At 66.0% G+C, this 23,017-nt stretch carries 19 protein-coding genes; 17 read left to right on the top strand and 2 right to left on the bottom strand.

All coding sequences use genetic code 11. The annotated features are described in order from the left end of the window. Nucleotides 1–11 precede the first annotated feature (11 nt). Nucleotides 12–704, bottom strand: a complete 693-nt coding sequence (locus tag CQY20_RS11990) for a GntR family transcriptional regulator (protein ID WP_371871041.1) — start codon at nt 702–704, stop codon at nt 12–14. Between the two features lie 107 nt (nt 705–811). Here CQY20_RS11990 and fadD5 point away from each other — a divergent pair, with 107 nt between their 5' ends. The 17 genes from fadD5 to CQY20_RS11905 all read left to right on the top strand — a co-directional run bounded on the left by fadD5 (nt 812) and on the right by CQY20_RS11905 (nt 20,839). Next, complete coding sequence (gene fadD5, locus CQY20_RS11985; protein WP_097940302.1) at nt 812–2,446, top strand: fatty-acid--CoA ligase FadD5; 1,635 nt, start codon at nt 812–814, stop codon at nt 2,444–2,446. Nucleotides 2,447–2,658: 212 nt separating this feature from the next. Next, the gene (locus tag CQY20_RS11980; protein ID WP_097940301.1) at nt 2,659–3,459 is read left to right on the top strand and encodes an MlaE family ABC transporter permease; all 801 of its coding nucleotides are present in this window, start codon (nt 2,659–2,661) and stop codon (nt 3,457–3,459) included. Nucleotide 3,460: 1 nt separating this feature from the next. Next, nucleotides 3,461–4,336 (top strand): MlaE family ABC transporter permease, encoded by an 876-nt coding sequence (locus CQY20_RS11975; protein WP_097940300.1) that lies wholly within the window; start codon nt 3,461–3,463, stop codon nt 4,334–4,336. Nucleotides 4,337–4,339: 3 nt separating this feature from the next. Next, the gene (locus CQY20_RS11970) at nt 4,340–5,647 is read left to right on the top strand and encodes an MCE family protein (protein ID WP_097940299.1); all 1,308 of its coding nucleotides are present in this window, start codon (nt 4,340–4,342) and stop codon (nt 5,645–5,647) included. Next, nucleotides 5,644–6,675, top strand: a complete 1,032-nt coding sequence (locus CQY20_RS11965; protein WP_097940298.1) for a virulence factor Mce family protein — start codon at nt 5,644–5,646, stop codon at nt 6,673–6,675. The genes CQY20_RS11970 and CQY20_RS11965 overlap by 4 nt, the downstream gene beginning before the upstream one ends. Continuing rightward, nucleotides 6,672–8,267 carry a virulence factor Mce family protein gene (locus tag CQY20_RS11960; RefSeq protein WP_097940329.1) on the top strand — a complete coding sequence of 532 codons (1,596 nt, stop codon included), beginning with the start codon at nt 6,672–6,674 and terminating at the stop codon, nt 8,265–8,267. Before CQY20_RS11965 ends, CQY20_RS11960 begins: the two co-directional genes overlap by 4 nt. 11 nt (nt 8,268–8,278) lie before the next feature. Beyond that, nucleotides 8,279–9,922: a virulence factor Mce family protein gene (locus tag CQY20_RS11955; RefSeq protein ID WP_097940297.1), complete on the top strand. Its 1,644-nt coding sequence runs from the start codon at nt 8,279–8,281 to the stop codon at nt 9,920–9,922. Next, complete coding sequence (locus CQY20_RS11950) at nt 9,922–11,073, top strand: virulence factor Mce family protein (RefSeq protein ID WP_097940296.1); 1,152 nt, start codon at nt 9,922–9,924, stop codon at nt 11,071–11,073. The genes CQY20_RS11955 and CQY20_RS11950 overlap by 1 nt, the downstream gene beginning before the upstream one ends. Before the next feature lie 3 nt (nt 11,074–11,076). Then, the gene (locus CQY20_RS11945; protein ID WP_097940295.1) at nt 11,077–12,621 is read left to right on the top strand and encodes an MCE family protein; all 1,545 of its coding nucleotides are present in this window, start codon (nt 11,077–11,079) and stop codon (nt 12,619–12,621) included. Next, the gene (locus CQY20_RS11940) at nt 12,591–13,262 is read left to right on the top strand and encodes an Rv1363c family protein (protein ID WP_097940294.1); all 672 of its coding nucleotides are present in this window, start codon (nt 12,591–12,593) and stop codon (nt 13,260–13,262) included. Before CQY20_RS11945 ends, CQY20_RS11940 begins: the two co-directional genes overlap by 31 nt. Next, nucleotides 13,259–14,242: an RDD family protein gene (locus CQY20_RS11935; protein ID WP_097940293.1), complete on the top strand. Its 984-nt coding sequence runs from the start codon at nt 13,259–13,261 to the stop codon at nt 14,240–14,242. Before CQY20_RS11940 ends, CQY20_RS11935 begins: the two co-directional genes overlap by 4 nt. Next, the gene (locus CQY20_RS11930; RefSeq protein ID WP_097940292.1) at nt 14,239–14,790 is read left to right on the top strand and encodes an Rv1363c family protein; all 552 of its coding nucleotides are present in this window, start codon (nt 14,239–14,241) and stop codon (nt 14,788–14,790) included. The genes CQY20_RS11935 and CQY20_RS11930 overlap by 4 nt, the downstream gene beginning before the upstream one ends. Before the next feature lie 365 nt (nt 14,791–15,155). After that, the gene (locus tag CQY20_RS11925) at nt 15,156–15,974 is read left to right on the top strand and encodes a mammalian cell entry protein (protein ID WP_234816212.1); all 819 of its coding nucleotides are present in this window, start codon (nt 15,156–15,158) and stop codon (nt 15,972–15,974) included. A gap of 11 nt (nt 15,975–15,985) precedes the next feature. Continuing rightward, complete coding sequence (locus tag CQY20_RS11920; protein ID WP_097940291.1) at nt 15,986–16,672, top strand: YoaK family protein; 687 nt, start codon at nt 15,986–15,988, stop codon at nt 16,670–16,672. Between the two features lie 9 nt (nt 16,673–16,681). Beyond that, nucleotides 16,682–17,527 carry an SDR family NAD(P)-dependent oxidoreductase gene (locus CQY20_RS11915; RefSeq protein ID WP_097940290.1) on the top strand — a complete coding sequence of 282 codons (846 nt, stop codon included), beginning with the start codon at nt 16,682–16,684 and terminating at the stop codon, nt 17,525–17,527. Next, a complete protein-coding gene (locus CQY20_RS11910) occupies nt 17,520–18,290 on the top strand; it encodes a fructosamine kinase family protein (protein WP_097940289.1) in 771 nt (256 codons plus the stop codon). Before CQY20_RS11915 ends, CQY20_RS11910 begins: the two co-directional genes overlap by 8 nt. Nucleotides 18,291–18,682: 392 nt before the next feature. Continuing rightward, nucleotides 18,683–20,839 (top strand): hypothetical protein, encoded by a 2,157-nt coding sequence (locus CQY20_RS11905; protein ID WP_133119060.1) that lies wholly within the window; start codon nt 18,683–18,685, stop codon nt 20,837–20,839. A 5-nt stretch (nt 20,840–20,844) separates the two neighbouring features. Here CQY20_RS11905 and CQY20_RS11900 read toward each other — a convergent pair whose 3' ends face one another. Further along, the gene (locus CQY20_RS11900) at nt 20,845–23,010 is read right to left on the bottom strand and encodes an acyltransferase family protein (protein WP_097940287.1); all 2,166 of its coding nucleotides are present in this window, start codon (nt 23,008–23,010) and stop codon (nt 20,845–20,847) included. Between the last annotated feature and the right edge of the window lie 7 nt (nt 23,011–23,017).

The raw sequence follows: 23,017 nt of genomic DNA, 5'->3' as shown, positions 1-23,017 counted from the left end.
CAACCAACGCCTCAGCTCCAGGCGCCGGCCTTCTCGAGTTGGGCCGTCAATCGCCGTGCGCCGTCGTCGAATTGCCATCCGGTCAGCCGGACGACTTCGTCGACATCGCGCCGGCGCAGGGCGGTGATCAGCTGGCGGTGGTTCTCCACCGCATCGACGCCCCACTGCGGATCGGACACATAGATCAGCGGCGGCATGTAGCGCGCCACGTGAAGCAGGAACCACGCCAACTTGATTCGGCCGGTGGCGTGGTTCAGGCAGCGGTGAAACGCGAACTCCGCGGCCGTGATGGCTTCGGCGTCACGGGTCGCGACGGCGGCGGCCAACTCGTCGTTGAGCCGCGACAGCATGTCGATTTCGTCGTCGGTGATCCGCTCCGTGGCCGCAACCGCCAGCTCTTTGGCGATGGTCGACTGCAGCCAGAAGATGTCTTCGATGTCGCGTCGGCTCAACGGCGCGACCACATGGCCGCGGTGCGGCTCGAGCAGCACCATGCCCTCACCCCGTAGCGTGCGCAGCGCTTCGCGCACCGGCGTGATGCTGACGCCCAGTTGAGCGGCTGTTTCGTCGAGCCGGATGAAGGTCCCCGGCAGCAGCGCGCCGGACATGATCGCAGCCCGCAGATGCCCCGCGACCTCGTCGGACATCTGCTCGCGGCGCACCGTCGGCCGGCGGCGGCGGACTGCTTTCGCCGGTGCGTTCACGTGGCCTCCATTCGAGGGGTTGTCCCCTGACCGCCAAGGCCATAGTGTGACCGGGACGACACCATGTTTGATCAAATATAAACACCCTGCTACCGGGAGCGCAGCCGTTGACCGATCAGCCGTCGCCGACCGATCAGCCGTATCTCGCGAGAAGGCAGAACTGGACCAATCAATTGGCGCGGCACGCGCTCATGCAGCCCGACGCGACCGCACTGCGCTTCCTCGGTCAAACCACCACCTGGGGTGAGCTCGACCGCCGCGTCACCGCGCTCGCCGGTGCGCTCAGCCGTCGCGGGGTCCGCTTCGGTGACCGGGTGATGATCCTGATGCTCAACCGGACCGAGTTCATCGAGTCGTTTTTGGCGGCCAACAAGCTCGGCGCCATCGCCGTGCCGGTGAACTTTCGCATGACCCCGCCCGAGATCGCCTTCCTGGTCAGCGACTGCGACGCCAAGGTGGTGATCACCGAGGCCGTGCTGGCCAGGGTGGCGACCGCGGTCAAAGGCATCGAGCCGACCCTCGAGACCGTCATCGTCGCCGGCGGGTCCACCGAGGACGGCGTGCTCGGCTACGACGACTTGTTGAACGAACCCGGTGACCCGCCCGCGCCGGTCGACATCCCCAACGACTCGCCGGCGCTGATCATGTACACCTCCGGCACGACGGGGCGGCCGAAGGGTGCGGTGCTCACCCACACCAACATCGCCGGACAGGCGATGACGTTCTTGTTCACCAGCGGCGCCGACATCAACAATGACGTCGGCTTCATCGGTATCCCGCTTTTTCACATCGCCGGCATCGGCAACATGATCATCGGTCTGCTGCTCGGCTCGCCGACGGTCATCTACCCGCTCGGCGATTTCGATCCCGGCGCACTGCTCGATGTTCTGGAAGCAGAAAAGGTCACCGGCATCTTTCTCGTGCCCGCACAGTGGCAGGCCGTTTGCGCCGAACAGCGCGCCAATCCACGCAGACTGCGGCTGCGTGTGTTGTCATGGGGTGCCGCGCCCGCATCGGACACGCTGCTGCGCGCGATGGCCGAAACCTTCCCCGGCTGCCAGATTCTCGCGGCTTTCGGCCAGACCGAAATGTCGCCGGTGACCTGTATGTTGTTGGGCGACGACGCAATTCGCAAACTCGGTTCGGTGGGCAAGGTCATCCCGACCGTCAGCGCCCGCATCGTCGACGACGACATGAACGATGTGCCGGTCGGTCAGGTCGGCGAAATCGTCTATCGCGCACCCACGCTGATGGCCGGCTATTGGAACAATCCGAAAGCCACCGCCGAAGCTTTTGCCGGCGGCTGGTTTCACTCAGGCGATCTGGTGCGCCAGGACGAAGAGGGCTACATCTGGGTGGTCGACCGCAAGAAGGACATGATCATCTCCGGCGGCGAGAACATCTACTGCGCCGAAGTCGAAAACGTGCTCGCAGCCCACCCCGCGATCGCCGAAGTGGCGGTGATCGGACGACGCGACGAGAAGTGGGGCGAGGTCCCGGTTGCGGTCGCTGCAGTCACGCAACCCGACCTCAGCCTGGCCGATCTCAAGGACTTTCTGAACGAACGGCTGGCGCGCTACAAGCACCCGAAGCATCTGGAAATCGTGGATGCTTTGCCGCGCAACCCGGCCGGAAAAGTGCTCAAGACAGAACTGCGAAACCGGTTCGGCGCCGCAAGGTCGGTTGACGCTAGCGAAAACTCCTCTGCGGCAACAGTTTCTGCCGGTAGGACCGAAGGATGAGGGAAAGCGGGGGGTTTGCTAACGGTTCAGGTCTCAATCCGCCGGATGCGGTGCGACTCGGCCGTGGCATCGGGTACAGTCCTGTGGTCCGTCTTACTACCCACGGGTAGGGAGAGGGTGCTCACATACATGGGTTTGGTGCAAGGAGGGGGCGTGCGACAGGGGCTGCCGTACCGCCGCGCTGGCCGTGGCGTGGGCGCAGGAGCGCGCTGGTGACAGCCACACAGCCGCGGCTTGGTGAGTACGTCACCAATCAGGCCCGGCCGGCGCTGGAGGCTGTCGGTGGCTTTGTGCGGATGTGTGTGCTCACCGGTAAGGCCCTGTTCCGTCCGCCGTTCCAGTGGCGCGAGTTCGTGCTGCAGAGCTGGTTCTTGATGCGGGTGGCGTTCCTGCCCACCCTTGCGGTTTCCATCCCCCTGACCGTGCTCCTCATCTTTACCCTCAACATCCTGCTCGCCGAGTTCGGCGCGGCCGATGTGTCGGGCGCGGGCGCGGCGATCGGCGCCGTCACGCAGCTTGGTCCGTTGGTCACGGTGCTCGTGGTCGCCGGCGCGGGCTCGACCGCGATCTGCGCCGACCTCGGTGCCCGCACCATCCGCGAGGAGATTGACGCCCTCGAGGTCCTCGGCATCGACCCCATCCACCGCCTCGTCGTTCCCCGCGTGGTGGCCTCCACGTTCGTGGCAGTCCTTCTCAACGGCGCGGTGATCACCGTCGGCCTGGTGGGTGGCTTCATATTCGGTGTCTATCTGCAGAACGTGTCCGCGGGCGCCTACGTGTCCACGCTGACGTTGATCACCGGCCTGCCCGAGGTCGTCATCTCGATCATCAAGGCGGGCACGTTCGGTCTGATCGCCGGGCTGGTCGGCTGCTACCGCGGTCTGACCGTCGCGGGCGGCGCCAAGGGCGTCGGCACCGCGGTGAACGAGACGCTGGTGCTCTGCGTGGTGGCTCTGTTCGCGGTCAACGTCGTGCTCACCACCATCGGTGTCCGATTCGGGACGGGGCGCTGATATGGCCACTACGAACGTCAACGTGCTGCGGGCACGCTTCCCGCGGGGCTATGCCCGCACCGAGCGGGCATTGGGTGCGCCGGGGCGGTTTCTCGACAGCGTCGGTCATGTCGCCTGGTTCGTCATCACGGCGATGGGCTCAATCGGCCACGCCCTGCGCTACTACCGCAGGGAGACGCTGCGGCTGATCGCCGAGATCGGCATGGGCACCGGCGCGATGGCGGTCATCGGCGGCACCGTCGCGATCGTCGGCTTCGTCACCCTGTCCGGTTCGTCGCTGGTCGCCATTCAGGGCTTCGCCTCACTGGGCAATATCGGCGTCGAGGCGTTCACCGGGTTCTTCGCCGCGCTGATCAACGTCCGCATCGCGGCGCCGGTGGTCTCGGGTCAGGCGCTTGCGGCGACGGTCGGCGCGGGCGCCACCGCCGAGCTCGGTGCCATGCGCATCGCCGAGGAGATCGACGCCCTCGAAGTGATGGGCATCAAGTCGATCTCGTATCTGGTGTCGACCCGCATCATGGCCGGCTTCATCGTCATCATCCCGCTGTATGCGATGGCGATCATCATGTCGTTCCTGTCGGCGCAGGTGACCACCACGTTCTTCTACGGCCAGTCGATCGGCACCTACGAGCACTACTTCCGCACGTTCCTGCGCCCCGACGACGTGTTCTGGTCGTTCGTGCAGGCGATCATCATCTCGGTCATCGTGATGCTCAACCACTGCTACTACGGCTACTACGCCAGCGGCGGCCCGGTGGGCGTCGGCGAGGCCGTCGGCCGGTCGATGAGGGCCTCGCTGGTGGCGATCGTCTGCGTTGTTCTGTTCGCTTCGTTGGCGCTGTACGGCACCGACCCGAACTTCAACCTGACGGTGTAGCGCATGACGGCACCGCTGAACGCTCCGAGGACCCCGCCATTCAAGCTGGCGGGGTTGGTGTTGACGCTCCTGACGATCGTCGCGATCGTGCTGGTGTACATGCAGTTCCGCGGCGACTTCCTGGACCGCGACAAGCTGATCCTGATGTCGGGTCGCGCGGGCCTCTCGATGGACCCGGGCGCCAAGGTGACCTTCAACGGCGTCGAGATCGGCAAGGTCGGCGCCGTCAACGCGACCACTGTCGGCGACGAGACGCGGGCCGAGATCACGCTCGAGGTGGATCCGAAGTACCTGCGGCTGATCCCCAGAAACGTCGACGCCAACATCAGCGCGACGACGGTGTTCGGCAACAAGTACATCTCGTTCTCGTCGCCGAAAGACCCGTCGCCGCAACGCATCGCGCCGGGCGACGTCATCGACGCGACACACGTCACGACGGAGTTCAACACTTTGTTCGAGACGGTGACGTCGGTGGCGGAGAAGGTCGACCCGATCAAGCTGAACCAGACGCTGAGCGCGACGGCGCAGGCCCTGCAGGGCCTCGGCGATCGGTTCGGCCAGTCGATCATCAACGGCAACGAGATCCTCGCCGACCTGAACCCACGGATGCCGCAGATCCGCGAGGACAACCGGCTGCTCGCCGACCTCGGCGACACGTACGCCAACGCTGCGCCGGATCTGTTCGACGGCCTGGAGAACGCCGTCACCACGGCCCGCACGCTCAACGAGCAGCAGGGCAACATCGACCAGGCGCTGATGGCCTCGATCGGCTTCGGCAACACCGGCGGTGAGATCTTCGAGAAGGGTGGCCCGTACCTGGTCCGCGGCGCTGAGGACCTGCTGCCGACCTCGGCGCTGCTCGACGAGTACAGCCCCGCGCTGTACTGCACGATCCGCAACTACCACGACGTGGAGCCGAAGTTCGCCTCGGTCCTCGGCGGCAACGGCTACTCGCTGAACACCCACTCGTTGGTTCTCGGCGCCAGCAACGCCTACGTCTACCCGGACAACCTGCCGCGGGTGAACGCCTCGGGCGGTCCGGAAGGCAAGCCGGGCTGCTGGCAGCCGGTGACCCGTGACCTGTGGCCGGCGCCGTACCTGGTGATGGACACCGGCGCCTCGATCGCGCCGTACAACCACATCGAGCTGGCTTCACCGTTCGGTTGCGCCGGCCTGCCGCCGTGCCTCATCCCGGCTGTTATTCCGGGACCGCCGCCGCTGGTGGCCGTCCCGCTACCAGTGCCGCTCATTTTCCCCGGCAGCGAATACATCTGGGGCCGTCAGTTGGGGGAGTTCACGATCAACCCATGAGAATCACCGGAACCATCATCAAGCTCGGCGCCTTCTCAGTGGTGCTGCTGCTCTTCACTGCGATCATCATCGTGGTGTTCGGTCAGATGCGGTTCGACCGCACGACCGGGTATTCGGCGATCTTCAGCAACGCCAGCGGGCTGCGTCCCGGCCAATTCGTCCGTGCCTCTGGTGTAGAGGTCGGCAAGGTGTCCAAGGTCGAGCTGATCGACGGCGGCAAACGCGTCAAGGTCGACTTCAACGTCGAACGCGACCTGCCGCTGTACCAGGGGACGACAGCGTCGATCCGCTACCTGAACCTGATCGGCGACCGCTACATGGAGCTCAAGCGCGGCGACAACGACCAGCGCTTGCCCGCAGGCGGCACCATTCCGATCGAGCGGACCGAGCCCGCGCTGGATCTGGATGCCCTCATCGGCGGCTTCCGGCCGGTGTTCCGCGCGTTGGACCCCGACAAGGTCAACAACATCGCCGAGTCGATCATCACGATCTTCCAGGGCCAGGGCGGCACCATCAACGACATCCTGGACCAGACGGCGCAGCTGACGTCCGCGCTGGCCGACCGTGACCAGGCCATCGGCGAGGTGATCCGCAACCTCAACGCCGTGCTGGACACCACCGTCAAGCACCAGAAGCAATTCGACGAGACCCTCGTGGACTTCGAGAAGTTGATCACCGGCCTGAAAAACCGGGCCGACCCGATCGCGACGTCGGTGGCCGACATCAGCGACGCGGCCGGCACGATCGGCGACCTGTTCGCCGAGAACCGGCCTCTGCTGCAGAGCACCGTCGGTCATCTGGAGGTCATCCAGCAGCCGCTGGTCGACCAGAAGGATCAGCTGAACGACATCCTGACCCGGTTGCCGACCGCGCTGAAGATCATCGGCCGCGCCGGCGGTGTCTACGGCGACTTCTTCAACTTCTATGCCTGCGACGTGACGTTGAAGCTGCCGGGTCTGCAGCCCGGCGGGCCGGTGCGCACGGTCAAGGTCTGGTCCCAGCCCTCGGGTAGGTGCACGCCGCAATGAGAGTCCTCGAGGGTGAGAACCGGGTTCGCAACGGTCTGAAGGGCATCCTCATCCTGGTCCTGGTGATCGGGGTGGGGCAGAGCTTCGCGAGCATGCCGATGTTGTTCGCCCAGCCGATGTACTACGCGTACTTCACCGACACCGGCGGGTTGAGCACGGGCGACAAGGTGCGCATCGCCGGCGTCGACGTGGGCCAGGTGCAGTCGTTCGCGATCGAAGGCGACAAAGTCAAGATCGGCTACACGCTCGGCGGCACCCAGATCGGCACCGAGAGCCGGGCAGCGATCCGCACCGACACCATCGTCGGCCGCAAGAACATGGAGATCGAGCCGCGCGGCACGGAGGCGCTGCGCTCCAACGGCGTTCTCCCGCTGGGGCAGACGACCACGCCGTATCAGATCTACGACGCGTTCTTCGACGTGACGAAGGCCGCCTCGGGCTGGGACACCGAGACGGTGAAGCGGTCACTGAACGTGCTGTCGGAGACGATCGACCAGACCTACCCGCACCTGAGCGCGGCGCTGGACGGGGTGGCACGGTTCTCCGACACCATCGGCAAGCGCGACGAAGAGGTCCGGCAACTGCTGGCCAACGCCAACAAGATCGCCGGTGTGCTCGGCGACCGCAGCGAGCAGATCAACGCGCTCCTGGTCAACGCGCAGACCCTGCTCGCCGCGATCAACGAGCGCAGCTACGCGGTGAGCATGCTGCTGGAACGGGTCAGCCAGTTCTCCGAGCAGGTCGCCGGGTTCGTCAAGGACAACCCGAACCTGAACCGGGTGCTCGAACAGCTGCGCAACGTCAGCGACATCCTGCGGGACCGCAAGTTCGACCTCGTCGACGTGCTGTCCACGCTCAGCAAGTTCACCGCGTCGCTGGCCGAGGCCATCGCCTCCGGCCCGTTCTTCAAGGTCATGCTGGTCAATCTGCTGCCGCCGTGGCTGCTGCAGCCGTTCGTCGACGCCGCGTTCAAGAAGCGCGGCATCGACCCCGAGAAGTTCTGGCGCGACGCGGGCCTGCCGTCGTGGCGGTTCCCCGATCCGAACGGAACCCGGTTCCCCAACGGTGCTCCCCCGCCAGGTCCCGAGGTGTTGGAGGGCACGCCCGAGCATCCCGGGCCCGCCGTGGTCGCCGGCCATCCGTGCTCGTACACGCCGGCAGCCGACACGGTGCCGCGGCCGGAGGACCCGCTGCCGTGCTCGCATCTGTCGACCGGACCGTTCGGACCGAACCCGTGGTCGAATCCGCCCGGGCAGGGCTACACGCCGCCGGATGTGGTGGCCTCACCGCCGAATCCGGGCGGCCCCGGCCCCTCGCCAGGGGTGCCCTCCGCGGCGATCCCCGGCCAGCTGCCGCCGGACATGCCGGGGGCGCCTGCGCCGTTGCCGCCCGCGCCGCCGGGTGCGCGCACCGTGCCGGTCGGCCCGCTGCCGCCCGAGGGACCTGACTTCACCCCGGGCATCGCTCCGCTGCCGCCGGCCCCGGTCGGGCCGCCGCCACCACCCGGACCGGGGCAGCAGGTGTCGCCCGCCGACACCGCCCCGCTGCCGGGCAATCCGCCGTTCCTTCCACCGGGTTCGCAGAACGGGTAGGGGGGTAACAGATGTCAACCATCTTCAACGTGCGAAACCTGAAGCTGCCGAACGTTTCTCGGACAGCGGTGGTGATCGGAACGGTGGTCGTGATCTTGGCGTTGATCGCCGCGATCGTCGGGTATCAGCTGTACAAGAAGCTGACCTACAACACCGTCGTGGCCTACTTCCCGCAGACGCTCGCGCTGTATCCGGGTGACAAGGTTCAGATCATGGGTGTCAAGGTCGGCACCATCGACTCGATCGAGCCGGCCGGCGACAAGATGAAGGTCACCTTCAACTACGCCAACAAATACAAGGTGCCCGCCGACGCGACAGCCTCGATCCTGAACCCGAGTCTCGTTGCGTCGCGCACGATTCAGCTGTCGCCGCCCTACACCGGCGGGCCGGTGATGCAGAACAACGCGGTGATCCCGATCGACCGCACCCAGGTGCCGGTCGAGTACGACGAGCTGCGCGACTCGATCAACCGGATCCTCACCGACCTCGGCCCGACGCCCGACCAGCCGAAGGGTCCGTTCGGCGACGTCATCGAGTCGTTCTCCGACGGATTGGCCGGCAAGGGCGATCAGATCAACCGCACGCTGCGGGGGCTGTCCGAGGCGGTCACCACACTCAACGAGGGCCGCGGCGACTTCTTCGCCGTGGTCAAGAGCCTGGCGCTGTTCGTCAACGCGCTCTACAAGAGCGACCAGCAGTTCGTCCAGCTGAACAACGATCTCGCGCAGTTCACCAGCTCGTTCACCAACACCGACCAGGAGCTGGCCACCGCGCTGCGGGATCTGAACGATCTGCTGTCGACGACGCGCCAGTTCATCGGCGAGAACGGTGAGGTGTTGGCGCACGACATCAACAACCTGGCCGAGGTGACCAACGCGATCCTGCAGCCCGAACCGCTCGATGGTCTGGAAACCGGTCTGCACGTGTTCCCGAACCTGGGCTCGAACCTGATGAACATCTCATCGCCGAACGCGGGCGGCATCGTCGGTCTGCCCGCGGTCACCAACTTCGCGAACCCGATCCAGTTCATCTGCAGCTCGATTCAGGCGGGCAGCCGGCTGGGCTATCAGGAGTCCGCGGAGCTGTGCGCGCAGTACCTCGCGCCGATCCTCGATGCGATCAAGTTCAACTTCCCGCCGATCGGCTTGAACCAGTTCGTCACCGCGATGACGCTGCCCAAGCAGATCTCGTACTCGGAGCCGCGGCTGCAGCCGCCGCCGGGATACAAGGACACCACCGTGCCGGGCATCTTCTCGCGCGACACGTTGTTCTCGCACGGCAACCACGAGCCGGGCTGGGTCACCGCACCCGGTATGCAGGGCATCGAGGTGCAGCCGCACACCGAGCGGAACCTGACGCCGGAGTGCCTGGCCGAGCTGCTGGGCGGACCGGACTGCGTGATCCCGCCTGCGCCACCGGCATTCGGCGTCAACAACGGCAGGCTGCCCGGCCCGCCGGACGCCTACGACGAGACCAACCCGCTGCCGCCGCCGTGGTACCCGCAGCCGGGACCGCCGCCCGGCCCGGCGCCGGGGGTGATTCCTGGCGATCCGCTCGGCGCGATCGCACCGGCACCGCCCGCCGCGCCTGCGGCCGCACCGGCGCCTGCCGGCCCGCCCGGACCGCCGCTGCCCGCTGAAGCAGGAGGGGGCTGATGACCAGACGGAGGTTCAGCCGCATCGCACGGCGCGCCGCCGGGCTGCTGGCGGTCGCACTCGTGCTGACCTCGTGCGGCAACTGGCGTGGTATCTCCAACGTGCCACTGCCGGGTGGTCCCGGCACCGGATCGGACCGGATGACGATCTACGTGCAGATGCCGGATACGTTGGCGCTCAACGTCAACAGCCGGGTGCGCGTGGCCGATGTCTATGTCGGCCGGGTCCGTTCGATTGATTTGAAGAACTGGGTCGCGACGCTGACGTTGGACCTCGAGCCCAACATCAAGCTGCCGAAGAACGCGTTGGCCAAGATCGGGCAGACCAGCTTGCTGGGCTCGCAGCACGTGCAGCTCGACCCGCCGCCGGACCCGTCGCCGGAGCTGTTGAAGAGCGGCGACACGATTCCGCTGAAAAACGCGTCGGCGTTCCCGACGACGGAGCGGACGCTGGCCAGCATCGCGACTATCGTGCAGGGCGGCGGCATCCCGAACCTGGAAGTGATCCAGACCGAGATCAACAACCTGCTGACCGGCCGCGCCGATCAGATCCGTGAGTTCCTCAACCGGTTGGACACCTTCACCGCCGAGTTGAACGAGCAGCGCAACGACATCACCCGGGCGATCGACTCGACCAACAGGCTGTTGGCGATCGTCGGCCAGCGCACCAACACGTTGGACCGGGTGCTGACCGAATTCCCGCCGCTGATCAAGCATTTCGCCGACACCCGGGATCTGTTCTCCGATGCGGTGGTGTCGCTGGGTCGCATCAGCAAGGCCGCCGATGCGGCGCTTGGCCCGGCCAGCGACAACCTGCACACCAACCTGCAGAACCTGCAGCGCCCGTTGCGGGAGCTGGGCAAGGCGTCGCCGTATCTGATTCAGGCGCTCAAGCTGCTGCTGACCGCACCGTTCAGCATCGAGAACGTGCCGAAGGTGGTGCGCGGCGACTACATCAACGTGTCGCTCAACGTGGACCTGACGCTGAGCTCGCTGGATCAGGGCTTCCTGTCCGGCACCGGTGTGGCAGGCATGCTGCGGGCACTCGAGCAGGCCTGGGGCCGCGATCCGAACACGATGATGCCGGACCTGCGTTACACGCCGAACCCGCACGACGTGCCGGGCGGACCGTTGGTGGAAAGGGGTGAGTGAGCGGTGCTGACACGGTTCATCAAGTTTCAGCTGGTGCTGTTCACCATCCTGACGATCCTGGCGCTGGTCGTGCTCGGTTGGTACTACCTGCGGATCCCGAGCCTGATCGGTATCGGGCAGTACACGCTGTATGCCGAGCTGCCCCGCTCGGGTGGTCTGTATGCGACGGCCAACGTCACCTACCGCGGCACGCAGATCGGCAAGGTCACCTCGGTGGTTCCGACGGAGACCGGCGCGCGCGCGACGATGAGCATCGACAACCGCTACCGGATTCCCGCGGATGCCACGGCCAACGTGCATTCGGTGTCGGCGATCGGTGAGCAGTATCTCGACCTGGTGTCGACCGGAAACCCGGGGCAGTACCTGCGCGACGGGCAGACCATCACACAGGGCACGGTGCCCAGTGAGGTGGGTCCGGCGCTGGACTCCGCCAACCGCGGTCTCGCGGTGCTGCCCAAGGAGAAGATCGACCAACTGCTGACCGAAACGTCGAAGGCCGTGGGTGGATTGGGCCCAGGGCTGCAGCGGTTGGTCGACGGCACGACGAATCTGGCGCAGGGCTTCCAGGAGAACCTGCCGCAGATCAACGACATCATCGAGAACTCGACGCCGATCCTGCGCAGCCAGGTGGACTCCGGCAACGCCATCGAGCAGTGGTCGCGTGACCTGAATATCCTTGCCGCGCAATCGGCTGCCGAGGATCAGGCGCTGCGCAGCGGGCTGCAGCAGGCGCCGCCCACGCTGGATCAGGTGACGGCGACGTTCAGCGATGTGCGCGAGTCGTTGCCGCAGACGTTGGCGAACCTTGAGGTCGTCATCGACATGCTGAAGCGCTACAACAAGGGTCTCGAGCAGGCGTTCGTGATCCTGCCGCAGGGCGCCACCGTCGCGCAGGCAGGCACGATCTTCGAGAACGAGGGCCTGCTGCACTTCGGCCTGTCGATCAACCAGCCGCCGCCGTGCCTGACCGGGTTCGTGCCCGCTTCGGAGTGGCGCTCGCCGGCCGACACCAGCATGGCGCCGCTGCCGTCGGGCACCTACTGCAAGATCCCGAAGGAGGCGCAGAACGTGGTCCGCGGCGCGCGCAACTACCCGTGCGCCGACGTGCCGGGCAAGCGCGCGGCCAGCCCGAGGGAATGCCGAAGCAACGAGCCGTACCAACCGGCGGGCACCAACCCCTGGTACGGCGACCCGAACCAGATCGTGAACTGCCCGGCCCCGGCCGCACGCTGCGACGAGCCGGTCAAGCCCGGTTATGTGATTCCGGCACCTTCGGTCAACAACGGGACGAATCCGCTGCCCGCCGACCAGCTACCGCCGGGCGGATCACCCCAGCCGGTCAGCGACCCGCTGACCCCGCCCAATCAGGGCACCGTGCAGTGCAGTGGACAACAGCCCAACCCCTGCACGTACACTCCGGCTCCAGGCAGTGCGGTCTACAGCCCACAGAGTGGCGAGGTCGTCGGGCCCGACGGTGTGAAGTACTCCGTCAATTCGAAGAACCCAGGAGACGACGGATGGAAGGAGATGCTGGCACCCGCCAGCTGAACCCCACCGATGCTGAGGGCGCGCCAGACGATTCGGTAGCGGTTTCCGAACAAGAGCAAAGCGACCCGACCAACCAGGACCCAGCCGCAGAGGAAACTCACGAGGTACCCGACGACGGCGCCGAGCGCCGTGCGCCCCGGCTGGGCCGTGGCTGGATGGGCAGCATCGCCGGTGTGCTCGTCATCCTGGCCGCCGCCGCGGTGGCGGGTGGCATCTGGCTGATCCGCGACACCCGCGAGACTGAGGCCATCGCCAGGGCGGACGAGGCCGCGATCGCGGCTGCCAAGGACTGTGTGGCCGCCACCCAGGCGCCGGACACCGCGGCGATGGCCGTGGCGCAGCGAAAGATCATGGAGTGCTCGACGGGCGCGTTCGGCGCCCAGGCCGCCATGTACGGCGGCGTGCTGGTGGAGGCCTACCAGGCCGCCAACGTCAAGGTCGCGGTGTCGGACATGCGTGCGGCCGTGGAGCGCCACAACCCCAACGGCTCGGTCGACGTGTTGGTGGCCTTGCGGGTGAAGGTGACCAATTCCGAAGTGGCCGACCAGGAGTCGGGTTACCGGCTGCGGGTGACGATGGCGCCCGACGAGAACGACGGCGGCAAGTTCAAGATCGACAAGCTGGAACAGGTCACGTCGTGACCGCTGTGCTCGACGCGAAGACGAACACGATCGCCGACGACGGGTCGTCGACGGTCGACTTGGCGTCCTTCGGGGCACGCGCCGGGGCCTTCGCGATTGACGTTCTGCTCGGCATCGGTGTACTGGCGGTGCTGGCCATCCTCGGAGTTTCGGCGATCACCGTGTCGCGGCCCGGGTGGTTGTGGATCGTCTACGCCGCGGCCGCTGCCGTCGTCTTCCTGCTGATGGCGATCAACCGTCTGCTGTTGCCCGCGACCACCGACTGGAGCCTGGGCCGCGGGTTGTTCGGCATTGCGGTCGTGCGGCGCGACGGTGGCGCCGTCGGCGCATGGCGGCTACTCGCGCGGGACGTGGCACACCTGCTCGACACCGCGGCGCTGTTCGTAGGTTGGCTCTGGCCGTTGTGGGACAGGCGGCGGCGCACTTTCGCGGATCTGTTGCTGCGCACCGAAGTTCGACGGGCCGACCCGCCGCAGCGCGACATGCGGCGGCTGACCGCGAAGGTGCTCGTGGCTGCGGTGGTGGTGTGCGCGGCCGCGGTGGCGTTGAACTTCTTCGTCGTCTACCGCCACGAGCAGGCCGTCAACCAAGCCCGGCAGGACATCACCGAAAACGGCCCGCGGATCGTCGAGCAGCTCCTGAGCTACCACCAGGACACGATGCAGGACGACTTCAAGCGGGCGCAGTCGTTGGCCACCGACAGCTACCGCTCGCAGTTGGCCGCCCAGCAGGAGACCGCCGGAAAGGCCGGCGCCACCACCAACGAGTACTTCGCGGTGAGCAGCGCGGTGCTCTCCGCGACGCCGGAGCGCGCCGAGATGCTGGTGGCGCTGCAGGGCCAGCGCGGCAATGACGTCGAAACCCTGCAGTTCATCACCGCGACGGTGCGCGTCGACTTCGTGAAGTCACGCGGCTCAGGCTGGCGCGTCTCCAACTTGACCGTGCTGAAGAAGCCGAACATCGGACAGGCGCCGCAATGAGCCCACGTCGCAGGATCACGGGGAAAGAGCCGGACCTCTACACCGCACCACCGCCGAAACCGCCACGCCGGTGGGGGCTGCCGATCATCTCGATGGTGGCGGGAGTTCTGATCGCGGCGGCGATCACCGCCAGCAGCCTGATGCTGGTGTCGCACGAAACCGACCGTCGCACCCAGAATCGCGACGTCGAGGTCCTCGGCTATGTGCAGTCGTTCATGACGACCTACACGACGCTGGACCCGTACCAGGCCAACTATTACGGCGACCGGATCCAGTCACAGGCCACCGGCGAGTTCGCCAAGATGTTCAAGGAGAAGATCAACGAGATCCTTGTGCAGGTGGCCCGCTCCGAGCCGACGCAGGGCAGCGTGATGGCCGCGGGCGTGCAGCGCTGGAACGACGACGGCAGCGCTGACGTTCTGGTCGCCACCAAAGTATCGACCAAGATGCCCGACGGTAAGACGATCGAAAGCGGAAACCGTTGGGTGGTAACGGCGAAGAAGGAAGGGCCGCTGTGGAAGATCAGCAACCTGATCCAGGTGATCTGACCACGGACACCGCCGAGGCGCCGCAGACACCACGCGGGCGTCACCGGATGCCGAGTGGAAAACGGCGCCGCGCCGCTGCGGCCTCCGCGAAGCCCACCGATGAGTCGATCGCGGAGTCGGCTGAAGAACCGGCCGCAGAGTCGGCTGAAGAACCGACCGCGGAGCCCGTCGACGACCCGACCACTAAGGCCGTGGAAGAACCGGCGGCGAAGGCAGACGACGAATCCAGCGCCTCGGAAGAGCCCGCCGCATCGGAGAAGCCGGCCGCATCGGAGAAGCCCGCCGAGGAAACGCCGACGTCCGAGGACGCGCCGGCCGCTGTTGACCAGGCGGACTCGACTGGAAAGAAGCGGCGGTGGAACCTCCTGCGGCGCCGTAAGAAGGAGGCGTCGACAACAGGCGACACTCCGCCGGAGTCAGCGCCCGTCGCCGAGCAGGCAGAAGCCGCAGCCGAGGACGAACCCGCCGCCGAGACGCCCGCGGTCGAGACTCCCACTGTCGAGACTCCCGCGGGCGATGGACCGGCCGAATCAGCCAACGATGAATCAGTCACCGAGGAATCGGTCAGCGACAGCGAAACCGGCACGGACGCAACCGAAGCCGAGTCCAAACCGGAATCGGACCGGGAGGCAACCCCGGAGGAAGCGCCGATGCTGGTGCCGCACCGGCCGGCCGGCAAGAAGTTGAAGATCGCCGCAGCCGTGGCAGCGGTGTTGTTCGTCGGCGGCGGCGCATTTCTGGGCGCGACTGCCCAACCCGTGATCGCGAACCGCGCACTGGTGGAGACCAAGCTGAACATCGCCCGCACGGCCGCCGATGCGATCACGACGCTGTGGTCCTACACGCCGGAGAACATGGACTCGCTGGCCGACCGCTCGGCGAGGTATTTGTCGGGGGATTTCGCGGATCAGTACCGCAAGTTCATCGACTCGATCGTGGCCACCAACAAGCAGGCTCAGGTCACCAACACAACGTCGGTGCTGGGCACAGCGGTGGAGTCGGTGAGTGGTAACGAAGCTTCGGCCGTTGTGTACACGAATTCCATTGCCACCAGCCCGGTTTCGAAGAACATACCGTCCTTGCGGTATCTGTCTTACCGATTGGAGATGAAGCGCGACCGCTCTGATTGGCGCATCGCCAGGATGACGACAATCACCACGCTGGACCTCACCCCGCAGCTGTAGGGCAGACGCTCGTGGCCGTCACCTCACCGGTCTCCGAACCGTTGACGGTGACGGGGCTGCTGGTACTGACATTCAGCACGGGCCTCGTCGACGCGATCAGCGTGCTGGTGCTGGGCCACGTGTTCGTCGCGAACATGACTGGCAACGTGATCTTCCTCGGCTTCTGGTTCGCCCGCCAAACCGTGGTGGACATGACCGCCGCGGTGGTCGCTTTCGGCAGCTTCCTGATCGGCGCCGCGATCGGCGGCCGGTTCGTTCGGCACCTCGCGCATGACACCCGCCGCTGGGTAAGCGTCGCGTTGTTGGTGGAATGCGTTGTGCTGGCGGTGTTGTCGATCCTGGCGGGTACCGGTGTGCTCGACTATCACGACAACACGAAGCTGATTCTCATTGCGGGCCTGGCGCTCGCCTACGGAAGTCAGAACGCGACGGCGCGCCAGTTCGGCATTCAAGAGCTCAGTACCACGGTGCTGACGTCGACGATCGTGGGCATCGGAGTCGACAGCAGATTGGCGGGTGGGCGCGGAGAGCGCGAGAAGTTGCGCTGGTCGGTCGTGTTGACGATATGCGCGGGCGCGGTGGTGGGAGCGACATTGTCGCGGTTCACCGTCGCGCCGGTGATCGCGCTCGCAGCGGTATTGGTGGCCGTGGCGGCCGGAATCTTCATGTTCGGACCACCCGCCGCGCAGAACGACTAGGGTGCGGCCATGCCGTCAGTACTTGTCACCGGGGCCGCGCGGGGGATAGGGAAGGCGATCGTCGAACAGCTCGCCTCGTCGGGATGGGACGTCATCGCCGGAGTCAGAACCGAAGAGGACGCCGCAGCGGTCACGGGGGTGAACCCGCAGCAGGTGTCGGCCGTCATCCTCGATGTGACCGACGCGGGCCACATCGAGAAACTGCCTCAGGCGCTGCCGCCACAGCTCGATGCGGTGGTGAACAACGCCGGCATCGCCGTCGCGGGCCCGGTGGAAACGGTCACGCCCGAGCAGTGGCGAGAGCAGTTGGAAGTCAATGTGATTGGGCAGATCGCGGTGACCCAGGCGGTGCTGCCGCAGCTGCGCAAATCACGCGGGCGGGTGGTATTCATCTCCAGCGTGAACGGCCGAATATCGATGCCACTGTTGGGTCCGTACTGCGCGTCGAAGTTCGCCCTGGAGGCGGCGGCCGACGCGCTGCGGCTCGAGGTGAAGGGATGGGGTGTTTCGGTCGTCGTCGTCGAGCCGGCTCAGACCGACACCGACATGTGGCGCACCGCCGACGACATGGTGCGACAGATCGAGGATCGGATGTCAGCGGAGCAGCGCACGCTGTATGCCAAACACATCGCGGGGATGAAGAAGTTCGTGCCCGCGGCGCGCAAGATGGCGGTGCCGACGGACAAGGTGGTCGCCGTCGTCTACGAGGCGTTGACCGCGCGACACCCGCGGGCGCGCTATGTCGTCGGCCTCGGTCCCAAGGTACAAGCGGCACTGGTGACGAACTTGCCGACGCCAATTCGGGATCGGCTGATGGCGACGATGGTCGGACTGCCGCGCAGAGTCCGTGGCTGAGTTCGTCAAGACGAATCACAATGCGCCGCCGGGCTTTTTCGCGTTGGAAGCGGCCGGTCTGCGGTGGCTGGCAGTCCCGGGCGGGGTCCCGTGTGCGCGTGTGATCCGCTATGACGACCATTCGCTGACATTGGAGCGGTTGGCGTCGGTGGTTCCCACGCGGGATGCCGCGCGGGACTTCGGGGCGCGACTGGCGGTGACGCACGACGCCGGGGCACGGTACTTCGGCTCAGGGCCCGACGGTTGGTACGAGGACGGCTATTTCGGCCCGTTGTCGGAGCCGCTGCCGATGTCGTTGTGGGGTCACGATTCGTGGGGAGAGTTCTACGCCGAGGAACGGCTGCGTCCGATGGCCGAACTCGCCGGGTGGCGGCTCAGTGAACGGGCGAGGCGGCTGATCGAGACGGTGATCGGCCGGTGCCTGGTGGGCGACTTCGATGACGGCGATCCGCCGGCTCGGATTCACGGCGATCTGTGGAGCGGCAATGTGATGTGGACGCCCAATGGCGTCGTGCTGATCGATCCGGCCGCGCACGGCGGGCACCGGGAGACGGACCTGGCGATGCTTGCGCTGTTCGGTTGTCCGTATCTCGAAGACGTGTTGGCGAGCTATCAGCAGGTCCGGCCGCTGCGAAAGGGGTGGCGCGAGCGGGTGGCACTGCATCAGTTGTACCCGCTGCTGGCGCATGTGGTGTTGTTCGGAAGCGGCTATGCCGGGCAGACGGAGGCGGCCGCAGCCGCTGCGTCGGAGATAGCCAGCTAACGACGAATCGGTGTTTGCTGGCGACAATCGGTAGCTAGCCGGCCGGGTGATCTGGCAGTGTCCCGCAGATGGGACAGCTACTTCGCGATAGGTAAGCTCCTACGAAATCCGAAGTCGCGCGGAATTCTGACACAGCTGGCAACCGTGTCGAAAAACCGCCTGTTTAGCAACTTAGTCTTTGCAAGGATGCCCAGTTGCTGAACTGGGACGCTACGTGGCTCTGATTGCAGTTCAAGCAGCGGATTTAATTTGACGCAGCCGTTATTAAAGCGTTTGCTTCATCGCCGTGCACCCCGGCCGTCGCCAACTACCAGCAATTTTGTGATCACGATCACAAGGGTGTTAGGGTCCCTGAGAAGAACCTGAGACGGTGGGCGAAGGGACAGGTCACGATGTCGAAGCATCGCAAGCTGAGTAAAAGGTCGCAGAAGTTCGCGGCAGTCGGCGCGACAACCGCAACAGCGGCCGCACTCACCGTCGGCTTCGTCCCCGCGCCAGAAAAAGCAATGACGTGGCGCGACATCCTTCTCACTGCGGGCCCGAACTACACCCAGTTGATCACGGACTGGTCGAACAGCCTCGACAACATCCTGATCGCGCAGGGAAACATCCAAGGGGGAGCCGCGTCATTCTGGAACCCGATCGCATCAGCGTCGGGCGGACTGCTCCCGACCTTCACTGCGGGCACGACTCAGACTGACCTAGCGACGATTTCGGGCATCATCACTGCGCTCACGGATGCACTCAACAATGCCTCGGATCTGGGCGTCGTCCCAGGACTGTCGGCCGATGCAGCAGCGATCGTGCTCGGGGGCGTCCTGCAAGGCTTGATTCCCATTGAGGGTGTCGACGATGTGTTGACCGGTGCGGCCGGTCCGCTACTCGAAACCCTGGCGGTGCTGCAAGTTGTTGGCGGCGTGCTCGGACAACTTCAGGCGATTAACGACCTGTTGGAGCCCCTGGGTGTCGAGATCGACAATCTGCCTTCGCTCACTGACCTTCTGGGCTTAACCGCAACTCAGACCGAGTACAACTCAAGCTACGCGTGGCCGATCTTGGGCATGGATGGCCAGACGTCCGTCGGCAACACGTTCGTCAATCTTCCGGAGTTGACGCTGTCCGACGTGCTCGCGAACGTGGCCAACATCGATCTCGACATCCCGAACGTCGATCTGGGCGAACTCACGGGTCTCGATGCTATTCCGGGGTTGTCGCAGGTCTTAGATCTTCTTGGCCTCGGAGATAGCTCGCCGCTCGACCTACTGATAGACCCGTTGTTGGCCGGACTTGGTACCCAACTGGAATTACTGGATGACCTTGTTGCGACACCGAGCGTCACCGCCTGGGTTCCCGTTGGTTCAGGCGCCTACAACTTCCCGTTCGACGCGTCGATCGGGTGGTTGGCAGCGATGCCGACACTCGCTCTTGGACCGATTCCTGCCCTCTCCGAGATCGACCTACCGATCGACTTGGGCATCGACCCAAGCGCCGAAACCGTTCTGATGATTCCCATCGCGGCGACGGGCGGGCAGCTTCCATTCGGGTTGGCGTCGTTCGGCTCGGTGAACGCGGGGCTCGTTTTCCCGACTGCCACAGGCGTTACGACGCTCGGCGGCACCACGCTCAACACGTTCGGCCTGCCCCTCCTCGGGGTCAGTTACAGCAGCCTGAATGTCGGTCAGGCCAACTACGTCGGAACCAACGGGTTCAACATCAACACCGGGACGACGGTCGGCGCATTGGTGACGCCGCTCGGACCTGTCCCGCTCGTGTACTCGCTCGGTGCCGTCAATGCCGGCAACAGCGGCATCGGTGTGACGCTGCCGTCGCTGTTCGGTGTCGGCCTGCTGCCACCGATCCAGATCGGCGAACCCGTGGGCCAGGAGTCCTCCGACGGCCTCATCGGTAAAGACATCCTGAACCTGGGTCTCGCGGTCCCGACCCAAGTCACGAGGGTCGCGGACCTCGTCGGCATGGGTGCGGTGTTCACACCCGCCGAGGAAGTCGGTACGGCGGTGTGGAATGCGACGGTCAGGCCGGTCGGCGAGCAGGTCACCGCGGCACTGAATGACGTCAACGGGCCGATAACCAACGGCCTTGCAAGCGGTTTCGAACAGTTCACCGGCGCCATCGCTGACGCAACCGGCGGCGCACCGGCGACGACGTCCACGCTGGCCGCATCGGCACAACCCACCGCCGCCCCCGTCGCCAAGTCGACGACCGAGCCCAAGGCAGCGCTCAGCGCGAAGGACATCACCAATGTCAGTGCGCGACTCGACGAACGGTTGCAGTTGGCGAACCAGCGCATTGCGACGGCGACACTCAACGCCCGCAATCGGACCCAGGCCGCCGTGGAGAGGACCCAGGCCCAACTCAACAACATCGCGGCCGAGGGCCAGAAGGCGATCAACAACACCGTCAACGGTTTGAAGAAGACGGTCAACGACACCGTCAACACCGTCAAGGGTGCCACCGACAACCTCACGAAGAAGAAGGACGCAGACTCCAAGAAGGGCGCAGACTCCAAGAAGGACAACGACGCCAAGTAGCGGTCCTAGCCTCGGCGCAGCGCCTGTTCCACCTGCTCTGCCACCAGCGGCGCGAGCGCCGTGGCGTACTCGGTCGTGATGTGGTTGTCGTCCCGGAACACCAGGGTGTTGCCGACGATGACGGGACACCGTTCGCCGGTGCAGAACAGGTCCGACAATTCGAAGTAGTGTCCGCCGCCGACCGTCGTCGCCGCTGCTTCGGCCGCAATCCCCGCGTCGTTCAATCCGTCGGTGCGAGCGGGCGCGCACGCGGTGGCGTCGTCCATATGCCCGGACACGCACGTCGGCACCGTCGAAGGCGGATCGGGCACCTGACTGAGCACCAAAACGTCTGTGCCGCTGGCCTTCAGCTGCTGCACCAACCGCGTCAGCCCGTCGAGCCAGGCCCGGTCGTAGCTGACGAAGCCAAAGTCCGCGCCGTACCGTCGCGACATGTCGATTACGACCAACGCCGGACGCTGTTGCGCCAGTTGCGCCAGCACGTCACCGCGCCACTGCTCGCATTCGGTGAACGCCCGCCCGAGATACGGGCTGTTGATCGGCAGCTCCATCAGCGGACACAGCACCTTGCTGAATGTCTGGAGACGCCAATGCTTCTTTTGAGCAATCGGTTCCAATGCCGGCTGCCACATCGCCGCATGCGAATCGCCGACCAACGCCACCGTCGTCGGCGACGCGACATCACCCGACACGCAGTCGGGCTGCTGCACATCCCGCCATGACAGCACGCAACCGTTGACGAAGACCTCAGGCTTGGCCACCGCGCCGAGCGGCGGCGTCAGATTCTCCGGCACCGGACGCGGCTCGGTCGACTCGTTTACCGCGACCATCAGCTGATCGCGCACTGACATCGGCTGCGGCGCAACAGCGTTCGGCGCCTTCTGTGCGCCGGCAGTGACGGCGACCGGCGCCGCCGCAACACCGACACCCGTCGGCACCGGGCGAATCATCAACAGCACCAGACACACCCCGACCGCGGTCGCCGTCAACGCACCGCCCACCGCCAGGCTGCGCTTGTCGGACTCCTTCAACGACTCGGCGAACCGCGCCGGGTTCTCGACGAGATGCAACGTCAGGATCGCCAGGCCCAGCGACATGACCACCATCGCCAACCGACCGGCCAAGCCGATGTCCCCACCGAACAACACGGGCGCCAGCAGCAGCGTCGGCCAATGCCACAGGTACCACGAGTACGACAGCCGACCGATCGACCGCATCGTCGGCTGCGACAGGAAGCGCCCCACTCCCAGATCCGGTGTCGCACAACCCGCTCCGATCACCAACGCGGTCCCCAGCACCGGCAACAACGCCGCGGTACCCGGAAACGGTGTTGATGAGCCGACCTGCGTGCACGTCACCGCGATCAGCCCCAACCCGCCCCAGCCCACCACCGCGGCCGACGGCCCCGGCAGCTGCCGCCACATCCCTGCCGTCAACGCCACCAGTCCGCCCACGGCCAACTCCCACGCGCGCGTCGGCAACGAGAAGAACGCCCACGACGGCGAGTCGTCGGTCAACACCACCGAAACCGCGAACGACACCGCAGCCAGCACCGCCAGCACAGCGGCGTAGGGCGCGACCGAACCGGTCAGCGATCGCCCGGTCCGCGCCGCCACCCGCGCGAGCACCCACGCCGTCGCGATGATCAGCGCCGGCCACAGGAGATAGAACTGCTCCTCCACGCCCAGCGACCAATAGTGCTGCAGCGGCGACGGCGTCGCGTCGGTCGCCAGATAGTCGGTGTCTTGAATCGCGAGCCGGTAATTGCCTACATAGAGCGCGCTGGCGATGCCCTCACCGATCACACTGCGCGCCTGCAGCGGCGGAAGCAGCAGCACCGAGGCCGCGCACGTCCCCACCAGCACCGTCACCGCCGCGGGCAGCAACCGCCTGGCCCGCGCGGCGTAGAAGCGAGCCAACCGGACGGTGCCGGTGTCGGCCGCCTCCCGCCACAGCAGCCCGGTGATCAGAAACCCGGAGACGACGAAAAAGACGTCCACGCCGATGAATCCGCCGCCCAACCCCGGCATGCCGGCGTGAAACAGCACGACCGCGATGACCGCGACCGCCCGCAGCCCTTCGATGTCGCGTCGAAAATGCAGGCCGGTCTGGCCGCGTGTCGGCGAGAGGCGCCGAGCAGCGGGACGAGGTGGCGTCGAAACTCTGTTCACTCGAGCA

It is taken from the genome of Mycolicibacterium agri (assembly GCF_002553505.1).
GTDB lineage: Bacteria > Actinomycetota > Actinomycetes > Mycobacteriales > Mycobacteriaceae > Mycobacterium > Mycobacterium agri.
The sequence above is the reverse complement of the archived record's forward strand: the minus strand, read 5'-3'. Positions and strand labels throughout refer to the sequence as shown.